The organism is Pedobacter sp. W3I1, assembly GCF_030816015.1.
Lineage (GTDB): Bacteria > Bacteroidota > Bacteroidia > Sphingobacteriales > Sphingobacteriaceae > Pedobacter.
Map to the genome: position 1 here is coordinate 5,526,705 of NZ_JAUSXN010000001.1, position 13,271 is coordinate 5,539,975.

Below are 13,271 nucleotides of genomic sequence, written 5' to 3' on the forward strand. Positions count from 1 at the left end.
CGAATGCATTATTCCCATTGTGTGGCAAGCGGAAGTTAATAAATGAGTGCTTCCTGAAGATAGCGGGAATATCAGCATCTCCTAAATTAGGGAACTTGTGTCCCCTTATACCAATTCATTTTTTGAGTAAGCATATTTATAACATCCATCTTTTCATCATTTGAAAGGAACTTATAAGTATGATTCGTACCTTTCTCGACTGGGTTCCCATAAGCTTTTTTAAAATCCTCCATTTGCCGCCATACAAACTCCTCTACTTCATTGATTGTATTTCCTACATAAATATTAAAATCTGACGATTTAAAATGATTTGGGTTCCAGGTACTTTCCATAGTAGCCCAGTAAGCATTGGTTTTTCCATCCAATTTAATACTAATGGCTTTTTCCTTATGCTGATCTATAAAAGCACGTAAAGTAATTGAATAAGATGTTTTTGCTCCTACCCATGAAGACCAGTTGTATTCAGTGGCATGATCAACAAGTTTTGTCACTATGAGTTCAAATTTATTTTCTCTGTAAATCTTCCAATTGACTGATTTATCTCGCTTGAAATTCCTCCAGTTATTAACAGAAATAACCGCTGTGTTTTTTATGCCAAAAACATTTGCCAATTCACATAGCCCCTCATTGTAATCATTCTTAAAATTTGCATACTTTCTATCCTGAAATAATAATGGTATATCACAATCTTGGTAAAGGATAGGCAGAACGACAATTTTCTTTCCCCTAATTTGCTTTGCAAATGCAGCACCCAATTCGCTACGTACCCATTCTGAGGTAAGTGCTTGTGGTGATAAAATAATACCCAGATATTCATTGGCTCTAATCCCCTCTTCTATTTTCCAGAAAAGAGATTCCCCTACTTTTATTTCCCATTTATCAAACCATACATTAATGCCTAATCGTGTCAGGTCATTAGCAAGCTTTTCAACAAAGGGCTTATCAAAACTTGTGTGGCTCAAAAAAATACTTGACATAACATAATAAGAAGTTGTGGGAAATCAAACTAAAACAAATTCAGAAGCGGCACTATTTCTTAAATATAAAAGCGGTTTAGAGGGTCTCTAAACCGCTTCTTGTGGAGCCGAAGGGAGTCGAACCCTTGTCCAGTTGTGAGATAAATTATACCTTCTACATGCTTATTTTTCAATTGATTTTCGGGAGATAAACGGGCTGAAAACCGACCTTATTTAAATCCTTAGATACTTGATCTCACTTTAAGTCGTATCTCCTTAAAGCCAGCTTTGTTGTTTCGATGCCCCGGATTCTAACCCAACAATGCAGCAGTTAGAGGGACAAAAGCTAATTAGTTCTAAACTAAGCAGCTAAGGCGTAAGTATTTTCGCCAACTAAAATGTGATCGTTCACTTTAAGTGCTCTCCGAACAACGCACTGCATGCTAACATAACTTTCGCCACCCCGTCAAATCCAAGAACGGCCCCAGAGAAAGTTTTACTGGTAAAAAAAATACCAGACCACAAATATACGAAAAACTGTATTAAATAACAATTCAATTCATTAGCCTGTAAAGAATAAAATCTGATGGGTTACTAATCCTATCGTGTGGACACATCTCTGTTAATTTACATTTGTTTTTGGCGTCGTTGCCTAGGTCGATCGTCATGCTGTCCCGAAGCTTCGGGATCAGCATCTTTCCTGTTATTTAAGAGTCCCCTGATTCTAAAAAAGCTATCAAGTGTCGACACAAATATTTATTTATTCTTCCGCTCTATGCCGCGGTGGCATGGTAGTTTTTCGCACATCATGTTATTTTTATCTGTGCTCAAGAATGCTGGCGCATTTTGGAGCGCCAAAGTACCCAAAGCGCTCTGTCAATCCAGCAATGGGCCCTTTACACAATCTCACGCTCATCAAAAAAACAGCGGCACTTTGTTTAATCAGGTGTTGTTTGTGTTTTCCTTAGGCCTGATTGAGCCCTTCGGGGTTTGTGTTCAATGCTTTTTTGAGCTTTAATTCAGTGCTTACGAACACAAAACCACTGCGTTTCAGGTTTGTTCGTGCTAATTGTAATGAACTACTCCTGTTTTTTTGATTCTCCCGGCCCTTGGGATTGACGGCGTTCTTCGGTAAAACCTATAATTTATTAAAGCAAGCTAGCAACACGTATAAAAAAACCAAACCACAAGATGTGTCCACACGATAGGTTACTAATCGCGATAAGTTATTAGTGATAGGTATACCTAAAATAATCAATGTCAACATATCCCGAGTCGTTTTCGTTATTATAGTTATACAGGCCGATACGGTCGCCTCTATAACTCCCCCAGCTTAACTGGTATGGCGTACCAAAGGCGGTAAAATGCAATCCATCTGTACTATAATAATATTGGCTCAATCCATCGAGGCCCCAGGTAGATTTTAGCCAGAGCATATTGCCCTTAATCTCAGGGCCGGCAAAAACATTCTTTTTTACCTTCAGTTCGAGTATCTTTTTACCATCTTTTTGAGATACACCGAATGCGGCGTATAAGGGAGATCCAAAATGGGTTAGGCCACACTTTTGGCCGTCGCTCATCCCGCTCAAATCAAGTTTAACAACTGATTCATTTTTAACAGTCCGCATGGAACGTTGTGTAAGGGTGTTCCCAGCCTTCAATAAATTGTCTTTTTCGAGCGGTCTGAAAGCCTTTAACCTTAACCAGCCTTTCCTTTCCGTTAGGGAAATTTTTTCTGCCCGTGGCTGATAGTTCCATTCCCATTGTGGCTGGATTTTGCCCTGATCAAATTCATCGCTTGATTGTGGCAAAACTTTACCGGAAGACTGAATGGGCTTTTTATCAGCCCACACCATATTGCCAATGGTATCGGCACCCACTTTGCCGAGTATAGGCCAGCCATCAATCCAATTAACCGGCAGAAGGCTCATATTACGGCCTGACCAGTCGCCTGAGCCATGATGGGTAAGAAAGTACCATTTCCCGCCAGGTGCATCGATTATCCCACCTTGATTGGGTTCGTGAAAATTCTTTTGTGCATGCCCGATCTGTTTTGCAGGCCCGTACGGCCTTGTTATGGCTTTCGCCTTCCTGATCATCACCGCCCTTCCATCATCCTTTACTTCACTAAAAAAGTGGTAGTACAGGCCATTAATCTTGTAAAGTTTACTCGCCTCGCTCCCCTTCGATTGATAGATTACCTGATCTGATCCGGTAATGATCTTTTTTCCATCTGGTGTAAGTTTGAACAGGTGGATCTTATAGCCATCCGCAAAATTTGTCCCGACCAGATAGCCCTGTCCGTTATCATCCCAAAACGGGCAACAGTCATCCCAGCCTTTGGCTGCCAAAACCTTAACCAGGGGTGCCCAGGGTCCATTTATACTTTTAGAGGAGGTCATGAAATACCCATCATCAGGCGTTCCGAAATAAATCCAGAATTTCCCTAAATGATGCCTGATGGCCCCTGCCCAGATCCCTTTTCCATAACTGTCCATATGCTCCCATCCGAGTTTAGCCGAGATCTGCGTGAGGTCATTTACCGCATGCCCGGCTATTGTCCAGTTTACCAGGTCTTTTGAATGGAGTATGACCATGCCCGGAGAAAATTGAAAAGTAGAAGAAATGGCATAATAATCAGTTCCAACCCTGATGCAGTCAATATCACTATAATCGCCGGGCAGCAGGGGATTCCTGTAAGTCCCATCTCCCAGATCTCCCCACTTATCCCAGGCTCCCCACTTTACTTTTTCAGCACCATCCTGTGCAAAAACACATGGTGAAATCAGCATGATCATTATCCAAAAATTCAGTATTCTAAATAGCGCCCTCATTTATTATAGTTTCAGTTCAGGTTACACAGCCTTGTAAAATTAGTATTATACTCTCATCAAGCTAATCAGCAGGCATAAAGCACCGCGGTCGTCAATCTGAGCTTAGTCGAAGACTTCTTGAGATTGATAAAACGCAAATAACGCCCTTCGACTGCGCTACCATTGACTTTTTTGTAATCATCTAAATATTAGCTACTTATTCCGATTTTGTATTTCCACTCAACTAGGCCGTAGCACCGTATCCCCGTTTTACTTAAATACGGCCTAACAAATTTTTCGGACCGCACTGCTCAAGCCAACCCACTAGCTTCAAAAGAAAACGGCGAAGCCCTCATGAATGCAGCTGAAAACTATAATACAAATGAATAAATTTTCAGCCGGTGTTTTTTGTTTCTTCACATGTGTTCATATTTTCAATTGCGTTCAAGCTAGCTACGCTGGTCTTTTTGACACCAAAAAGAAAGAAGCGTGTCGGCTAGGACAAACAAAACACCCCGTCCTGCGGACACCCCTCTAAAAGAGGGGAATTATATACCGCCTGAAATTTAAACATCATTTATATTGATTTTTATCCAATAAATTATCCCTCAGCTTGACATCTTTTTTACGATTTATCTCTTAACTTAACAACATTGGGCTAATGTATATAGCTTATTGACAATAAACACCAATTAATATACTCGTAAGCACACATAAAGCTTCAACTAAAATTTCACAGAAATCCTTTCTCCTTTATATGCGACCGATCTGGTATTTTTTGTATTTGAGTTTGGGCTGATAAGCTCAACATTGAAGTTTCGCTTCACCAGCATTCCTGCATAACTTCCCTTTCGATCGGCGATATTCAAAGTTCTCGATTTTTGATCCCATTTAAACACCGTGGTCGTGTAAGCCCCTTTTTCATAATTATAATTATCATTTTCGTCCTCATAAAGGGTAAAATTTCCATCTGCGCCTTCATACACCCGAATATCGAGATTATCCCATTTTTTCTCGGTAGCGTACTGTACATCAGGACCAAATGGGATGATAGCGCCAGCCTTTACATATAGCGGAACGATGTCAACCGGAGCATCTGTTTCGACCGTCTGACCTCCGGTGATATACTTATTCGTCCAAAAGTTATACCAGCCACTTCCTTTAGGCAAATAAACAGGCCATTTCTTTACCTGGTATTTTGTTACCGGCGCTACCAGGATCGAACGGCCAAATAGATATTCCGTACCAATCTCATGGGTTTGCTGGTCAGCAAGAAAATCCATCATCAACGGGCGCATAAAGGTTCCGTTATTTTTGCTTACATCCCATGATGTGCCATATATATAAGGCAACAGCTTGTAGCGGAGTTTTATGAATTTCTCCTGGGCATCAAAACACCATGAACCACGTTCACCGAAATTCCAGATCTCCCGTGGTAAATCAGTTCCATGAGAACGCATCATTGGACAAAAAGCCCCGAATTGCATCCAGCGAACATATAATTCCTGAAATTCAGGATTTTTATTACCACCATTATCCCGCCAGCGCCCTGCAAAAAAACCACCAATATCGCTATTCCAGTTAGGTATTCCCATCAAGGTATAGTTTAAAGCTGCCGGCACCTGTTTTTGAAGCATCTCCCAACTTGATGTAACATCGCCGCTCCAGGTGTTGGATCCAAAACGCTGCTGGCCGATGAAACCTGATCTGGTCAGGATCACCACACGTTTGTCGTGATTTGAAGCACGCTGATGACTTGCAATCCCTTTATTGTGCATCAGACTGAACCCGTTTTTTACACTTCTGTAGCTGCCTAAATGTGTAGGCAGATCAAAATCGGATTCTTTGGCATTAATGTGATCAGGTTCTGTTGAATCAAGCCACCAACCATCGTTACCAATATAGCTGAATATTCCCTTGTTGAGGTATTGCCAGTAGATATTAAGTGCTTTTGGATTGAATACATCATAAGGCCTTGCACCACTTTTTGGGGGCCAGGTATCAAAATTAATGATCATATTCTTACTGTCGAATTCTTTGCGCTGAGGTGTTTTTGGACCGAAGCCCGGCCAGGTTACAATCAATAGCTTCGCATTCAAGCTATGAATCTCATCAACCCATTTTTTTGGATCGGGAAAACGCACTTTATCAAATGTTTGCGAATTCCAGGCGCTATCCGTTTTATTATATTCCGGCCAGTAGCGCCAATCCTGAATGATTACATCCAGTGGAACTTTCAGGTCGCGGTACTTTTTAACTACATTTAAACTTTCATCCTGTGTATTGTAACGTTCCTTACTCTGAAAGAATCCATAGGCCCATAGCGGAAGCATTGGAGCTTTACCAGTTAGTCCGCGCAGCTCAGCGATTACCCCATCCGTATGGTCACCAAACATGAAATAATAATCAGCACAGTGACCCAGGCTTTCAAAAGACAATTCCTCTGGTTTATCCTCAAACTTAGAAATGGAGTAATTGTCCCAGAATACCGCATAGCCTTTTACAGAAAGAAAATAGGGCGAATAAGTTGACATATTTTCATTTTTCATCAGGTGTGAGGAGTTGCGCCGGTTAAATTTATTATCCATGATTTGACCTACGCCATAAATGGCCTCATCTTTATCCAGCGAAAAAGCATTCCTGACCTTGAAAGACGGGGTTCCGGCATCATTTACGGGAGAAAACAACGTGCCTCCATCCTTATCCTGCAAAAGTTCCTTGCCCGAAGTATCATAGAAGTAAACCCCTCCGGTCTCTACATTTACCTCTACCTGAATTTTGCTGCTTTTTACGACCTGGTTCTGCCCTTTTTTTGCATACTTTAAGGACACTTTCTTTGGTACAGATACCACTGAAAGACTCGTTTTAAGATAAGGTTTGCCAGTAGGCGTTTTGTATACCCTTACGGTATTTTCTGAATAGAATTCGATTGAGATATCCATTTGCCTGGTCGCAAACTTCAGCCCTTGTACGGTCTTTTGTATAGGTTGCGCCCGTCCGTTCATGGTCAGCAAAAATGCAAAAAGCATAAACAGCCCACCGGCCTTGTTGTAAAATTTCTTAAGCATCATAAAGTTTTTATTTGATCATAGCAAACATACCGCTGAGCGGTGATGTTAAGACAACAACTATGTTGCAAAAAGTATCAATGATGTTGATTTTTCATCTTGCGGGCGTACTCCGAAGGCCTGCAGCCATACTGTTCGAAAAAACATTTACCCAGATAGCTTGAACTGCTGAATCCTACCTTTTCAGTGATCTCTGAAATATTGAGTTTACCTTCCAGAATTAACTGCGCCGCTTTCTCCAGGCGAACATTGCGGATGAACAACGATGGTGATTTGTCGAGCAGTGTAATGAGTTTGCGATAAAGCCCGGTACGGTCCATATTAAGATCACGACTGAGCTGCTCTACAGAATAATCAGTAACCTCAATATTCAATTCCACCAACTTCATCGCCCGTTCTAAAAATTCAGATTCGGCCTGGTTGAGGCCGGCTCTGGTTTCCAAAGCGTCAATACGCTCCTCAACTGTTGCAGGGAGGTTCTCTTTTTCTGCCAGAAGAACATTTTGCTGATCAATCAGGTTACGGATTCTGAGCAATAAAAGCTCTTCCCGATGGGTGCGTTCCAGTGATTTTCTGGTGTGAGAAATATAAGCAAATATTGCTGCTAAGATCAGGACTGAAGCCAATATTACGAAACAAATAATTGCAGGCAACGTTCGCCACCAGGGTGCATTAATCGTTAAATCAAGTTCAGCAACCGGCCCATTCCATTCTTCATTGTTATTAGAAGCCATTACCCTTAACTTATAACTTCCGTGAGGCAGATTGGTATACGATATTTCGAGAACGCCATGCCCGTTTACACCATCATCCTTGCGACTGAAGGTTTCGCGCCAGGACTTGTCTATCCCGGCCAGTTGATACCGATAAAAGGTTTGGGAGGGATTCTGATAGTTAAGCGCTGAAAACTGGAAGGTGAGAAAATTTTGGTCATAATTAAGGTGTATCTTCTTCACATAGGGTGCGCTGTTGATTAAAATTACTCGGTCACCATAATTTTTGCCCAGCTCAACCTTTTCTCCCTTTAAAAACAGGTTAGTAAAAACAGGCTTAAACGGCAACTTGCGTTGCAAAAGGCGACCGGGTTTCAAAACGCTAAATCCATTTATTCCTCCAAAATAAAGGTCACCACTCAAACTTTCGTAAACAGCCTGATTTGTATATTCGCCGTCTAGTGTTCCCGCATTTGAATCGAAACTCGTAAAGTGAACATTTCCACTGAGCGAATCAATCTGGAGTTTGTTAATACCATAGCTGGTGGTGATCCAGATGTTATGATGGCTGTCTTGTAATATCGCCTGGATAAAATTGTTTGACAACCCATCCTTGGTATAAAACATATGCAATTTCCCGGAAGGTTTAAGCAATCTCAGTCCGTCTCCCGTTCCTGTCCATTTCCAGCCCCTGGAATCAATAAGTTCTGCAGTGTGATTGATGTTGTAATCCACCAACATTTGGGGGGATTGCAATTTACGGCGTGCAGCTGAGGGGATTGAAAAAACATCAATTTTCTCAAGGGTATGACCGTTAATTAAAGAGGGCTTGTAACGATAAAATCCGGATTTACATTTTAGGTAAATGTTCCCCGATAGATCTTCAGAAAATGTTTGCACCGTGATATCGCCTGATAAGGCACCTGAAAAATACGATGCGCCGATATGCTTAAAAATATATCTTTCCGGATGATCATAAAGTATTCCCTGATTTAGGGTTCCCAGCCAAAATCCACCTTGTTTATCATAAAGCAGTGTGCTGATCTCGGTATTAAGTTTACTCCCATCGGTTTTGTTTAGCAGCGGCCAATACCGTCTTTCACTACTAAAGCAATCAATTATCCAAATTCCTTTGGCGCAGCTGATAGATGCTTTGCCCTTTGCATCCACAACCAGGGTATTTAAGCTATATTTTGTCTCCAGGATTTTTCTCCAGGTTTGTTTTTGGAGATCAAAGAAAAAAGAATCCGCCATGGGTCCCATTTCGCAACTGATAAAAACCATTGCGACCTTTAACAACCAGGGAAGTATTGCCAAACCTGGAGTAATGCGTATTGGGATATGCAGCCGCACTGTACAACTTGCGTTTCGAGCCCAGATCGTAACATATCAGCTTTCCTGTACTGTAGAAAAGATACAATTTTTCTTCATGGCAGCTCACATCCTGTAATCTTCCCTGATCTTTTGACAACTCAAATTCATGAGTATGATCGCTTAGCACAAGTTTATCACCGACAAGCAACCACAGCCGTTGCTTTGGATCCATGAAGAAATTATCTATTGGCTTTGGAAAACCTATTTTTTTGAAATAGCTCACTAAATCTTGTGTGTACTTCTCCTTGCGCAAATCGACCCGCAAAAGCTCCTGATAATCCTTAATCCAAAGTATGGAATCACCACTCAGATAAATCCTGTAAAAACCATCGTATGCTTTTAACGGATATTTACGTTGTGAATCTCGGTGAATATACTTAAACCCTGCCCCATCATAAATGTTGATATTACCAGTCGTTTTGAAAACCATACGGCCATCAGGTAACTGCAGCATATAACGAACCTGGTTGTCACTCAGTCCGTGAAGAACATTAAGTGGTGTAAATACAAATTCCTGCGATTTCGCATCAGAAAACAAAAAAAGAAAGATTGAAATAAGGAAGATCGTTCGCTTCATTCTGGCTTCAAAGTGCTCATGAAATTTCAGTACAATTGCCGATAAAATTGAATTTATTTAATGTCGGTTCCCTATTAATTTTTCAGCACCAGCTAATTTTTCAATATTACTCAATGTACAGGTGCTGTAATTGTTGCAGTTTTTACGTTTTTTTGCCAAAAGAAAAATATAATGAATAGCACGACCAATATGCTGGGAAAAGCAATCATTTTAACTAGGGTATCCTGCCCCGCAGCCAGCTCCAATGCACCTCCTTTTAAACCTAGTGCTACATTTTCTGCTCTTGCTGAATCAATCCAGCTTCCGATAAAAGGTTGAAAAATGGCAGTTGAGAACATCCCGACTCCGCCAACGATCGACATTCCTAAAGCACCGCTTAGCGGAACACGCTGGGCAACTGCTCCAATCATCACTGGCCAGAAATAACATACACCTAAAGCAAATATTACGGTTGCAACGTAGGCAAGAGGCCCTGTAACACTACTGAACATGTAAATACCAACGGCTGCTAAGATTGCCGAGGTTAATAATACACCTGTTTGACCTAATGAATGAACAACCGGACCTGCAAAGAATCGACCTACTGCCATCAACCCTGTTGTTAGCGCAAGAATCAACATCGGACTGGCTCCGCTGTTACTCATAATTACACTTACCCACTGGTTAGGGCCAAATTCGGTAATTGCAGTAAGCGCCATACAGATAAACAAGAATATAAAAACAGGATTAAGCATTGCTTTAAGATTTTCAGCAATTGATGGACTTCCATCCGCTCTCGGCTCAACGAATTTTTTCCCATAAAACAAAACCGCATATATTACAGTTGGAACCATGGTAACCCACATCTGAGCCTGCCATCCCATTCCGAAATCTGTCATAAATTTAGAGATAAGGGCTCCAATAAGAATTCCTCCGGGAAACCACATGTGGAACCTGCTCAGCATTTTATTCATTTTTGGGCCTGCATAGGCATCAGCAATCAAGGGATTACAAGCAGCTTCTGTACATCCGTTTCCAAACCCGATAAAGAGTGTAGAAACAAGTAATCCTACATATCCTCCGGCATATATGGTTAATACGATACCGATAGTATGGGCTACAAATGCAGCTTTCATAATATTTTTTGGACCAAAACTATGGTACACTAATCCACCAATGATCATGGAAATAGGAAATCCTAAAAAGAACATGCTGTTAATAAATCCAAGCTGTTCTGCAGTGAGGTTAAATTGTTTGCCCAGCTGGGGTAAAATACCAGCCCTGATGGAGAAGGTAAAGGCTGTTGTAATAACGGCAAAACAACTTCCGTTAAATAAAGCACTTTTGTTGATGTTTTCGTTCATATATGGTTAGTTTGTTTAGCTTAGCAGTTCATTTGTACGCATATACCATCAATCTCTTAAGAAAAAAGCGTTGTTTATCCGGTACAGGTATTGTAATGTCACTTGTAAAAATATCAACCTTCGAAATCTGACAGATGAGCTTGCTCCATCAACCAATAGATGCCTATTTTCTTTACATCTTTTGGAAATATTAATATTTGGTTAAACGAATTTAGTAAAATAATTAATTTAAGCAATCGATTGCTTAAAAATATTTCAGAGGGTATCTACTTGTTTCCAGATCCAACAGATAGATACCCAAATTAGCTTTTGGCTTAGCCACCAAGAGGTTATAACATTTCCAGGATACCGGAATGCTGAAGATGCCTTTAAAGACTCAAGGCTATAGGTTTACTTAAATCTGCTGAACCTTGTTTGTATCCCAAACCGCAGGGTATTGCGAAGTGGATTATAACCTGAGCCTACCAGGTATGAAAAATCAAGGGAAAGATTGCTGTAATGAATCCCAAGACCGAGGGTGAGATAAGAAGTATTTGCCTTTTCAGGATGCTGGTATAGGTAGCCGGCCCTAATGTACAAAGTCTCCTTGAAACTCATCTCCGCACCTGTTGATATGCCAACCTCTTTTAATTCTTCGCTGAAGCCTCCCGGAGCATCACTGAAAGAGCCAAAAATCCCAGATGGCACCGACCGGTCCGGGTCTCTGCCTTTAATTATATTCCCGTTTGAATCATAGACCGGCGGCGTTGGAACCATCAGTTTATTAAAATCAAGCAATAATGTAAGTTTGTTTTGTCCTTCACCGATCTTAAGTGCCGATCCTAGTTTCATATTGGCCGGGAGGAAATAAGACTGAGCGGTATTCCGGTAGGTCATTTTTGTGCCTATATTAGACAGGTTTAGCCCAAAGCTTAAAACTGCAGGAGTGCCTGCAAGCATGATATCCAATCGCTGAAAAGCAGAAACATCTACCGCCAGGGCTTTGCCAGAGCCGCTATTACCATTAATTGTTCCACCACCAAAAAGATTGCTGCTGATGTAGCGTATATTTCCGCCAAGGGCAAAATCAGGGCCAAGTTTGAGCGAATAGCCCAGATCAAATGCAGCTTCGTTGGGACTGTAAACACCGAGACTCTGAAAATTCTCGTCGCTGAAATTAACTTCTCCCATTGAGAAATACCTAAGCGAAGCTGAAATGGTATTTCGCTGGTTCACTCTATAGTAGCCGCTCAGGTATGAGATGCTCATATCAGGCGCCAACTGCTTAAGCCAGGGGCTATAGGAGCAAGAGATACCGAAATCCCCATCCGGAAGAAATGCCAATGACGATGTATTCATTACTGTCGAATTGGCATCGGGATCAAGGGCAACCCCGGCGTTTCCCATTGCTCCAGACCTTGGCTGTGGCGTAATCAACAAAAATGGTACTGCCGTGTAAATATTGTTCCTTGCGCTAGCATCCGTTTGTATCCCATTTATGGACTGCGCGGACACTATTTGATGCAAAAAAATCAGAATTAATAATACCCACTTTTTTGTAGGTGTACTGGTTGATCGTATTTTCATTGTGTTAGATATATAGATATGTACTAAAATGAGGCTGTATCATAAATATAGATTGTCATCCTGAGCCTGTCGAAAGGCCTGTTTAAATGCCTCGCAAAGCATTCCGACTACTTGTCCCGATTCTTCGGGAAGCTACTATTGGCAGACTCCAAAAAACGGTCGTCTTTCCCACGCAGGCCTATCGTGTGGACACATGTTTTTAAATCTAAATTTATTTTTGCCTCTTGCCTAAGGCGATCGTCATGCTGAATTTAGTTCAGCATCTTTCCTGCTATTAAAAGATTCTGGTTCTAAAAAACTAATTTTCAGATACAAATATTGATTTTTCCGCTCTATGCCGCGGTGGCATGGTACTTTGGAGCGCCAAAGTACCCAAAGCGCTTTGTCAATCCAGCAATGGGCCTTTTACACAATCCTACACGCATCAAAAAAACAGCGGCACTTTGTTTTGTGTTCAGTACTTATTTAAGCTTTTAAATTAGCATTTATGAACACAAAACCACTGCGTTTTAGGTTTGGTAGTACTATCTGTTCTTTCCTGCAACTGTTTTTTTGATTTCTCCGGCCCTTGGGATTGACGGCGTTCTTCGGTTAAAACAATGTGTTATTTGAGGAAGCTAGCAAAACGCCTAAAAAATTAAACTCAAAAAGATGTGTCCACACGATAGGCGCAGGCGGGAATCTTAATGCATAAGCTTTAAAATTCCCAATCATTTAACAATGACAGATTCTAAAATTGACGTCATCTCGACCGAAGCAAATGCGAAGTGGAGAGATCTTTGGACTATGTTAAAAGATCTCTCCACTGCGGTCGAGATGACGATTTATCTTACCTGTCACCCAACTCCTTTGTTTTTTGCT

Annotated in this window: 7 protein-coding genes and 1 other RNA gene; all 8 read right to left on the reverse strand. The window is 41.2% G+C overall.

The genetic code is table 11. The features are described from left to right. Positions 1-86 precede the first annotated feature (86 nt). Positions 87-977, reverse strand: coding sequence for a toll/interleukin-1 receptor domain-containing protein (locus QF042_RS22590; RefSeq protein WP_307532425.1), 891 nt, complete (start codon positions 975-977; stop codon positions 87-89). 99 nt (positions 978-1,076) lie between these two features. Next, positions 1,077-1,442, reverse strand: a transfer-messenger RNA (tmRNA) gene (ssrA, locus tag QF042_RS22595). 743 nt (positions 1,443-2,185) lie between these two features. Next, complete coding sequence (locus QF042_RS22600) at positions 2,186-3,790, reverse strand: glycoside hydrolase 43 family protein (protein ID WP_307532426.1); 1,605 nt, start codon at positions 3,788-3,790, stop codon at positions 2,186-2,188. Between the two features lie 704 nt (positions 3,791-4,494). After that, on the reverse strand, positions 4,495-6,840 hold the full coding sequence (locus QF042_RS22605; RefSeq protein ID WP_307532427.1) for a TIM-barrel domain-containing protein: 2,346 nt from the start codon (positions 6,838-6,840) through the stop codon (positions 4,495-4,497). 74 nt (positions 6,841-6,914) lie between these two features. Further along, positions 6,915-8,804 carry a helix-turn-helix domain-containing protein gene (locus QF042_RS22610; RefSeq protein WP_307532428.1) on the reverse strand — a complete coding sequence of 630 codons (1,890 nt, stop codon included), beginning with the start codon at positions 8,802-8,804 and terminating at the stop codon, positions 6,915-6,917. Beyond that, a complete protein-coding gene (locus QF042_RS22615) occupies positions 8,782-9,501 on the reverse strand; it encodes a hypothetical protein (protein ID WP_307532429.1) in 720 nt (239 codons plus the stop codon). The genes QF042_RS22610 and QF042_RS22615 overlap by 23 nt, the downstream gene beginning before the upstream one ends. A gap of 110 nt (positions 9,502-9,611) precedes the next feature. Next, positions 9,612-10,844 carry a sugar MFS transporter gene (locus QF042_RS22620; protein ID WP_307532430.1) on the reverse strand — a complete coding sequence of 411 codons (1,233 nt, stop codon included), beginning with the start codon at positions 10,842-10,844 and terminating at the stop codon, positions 9,612-9,614. A gap of 390 nt (positions 10,845-11,234) precedes the next feature. Next, complete coding sequence (porV, locus tag QF042_RS22625; protein ID WP_307532431.1) at positions 11,235-12,410, reverse strand: type IX secretion system outer membrane channel protein PorV; 1,176 nt, start codon at positions 12,408-12,410, stop codon at positions 11,235-11,237. Positions 12,411-13,271 lie beyond the last annotated feature (861 nt).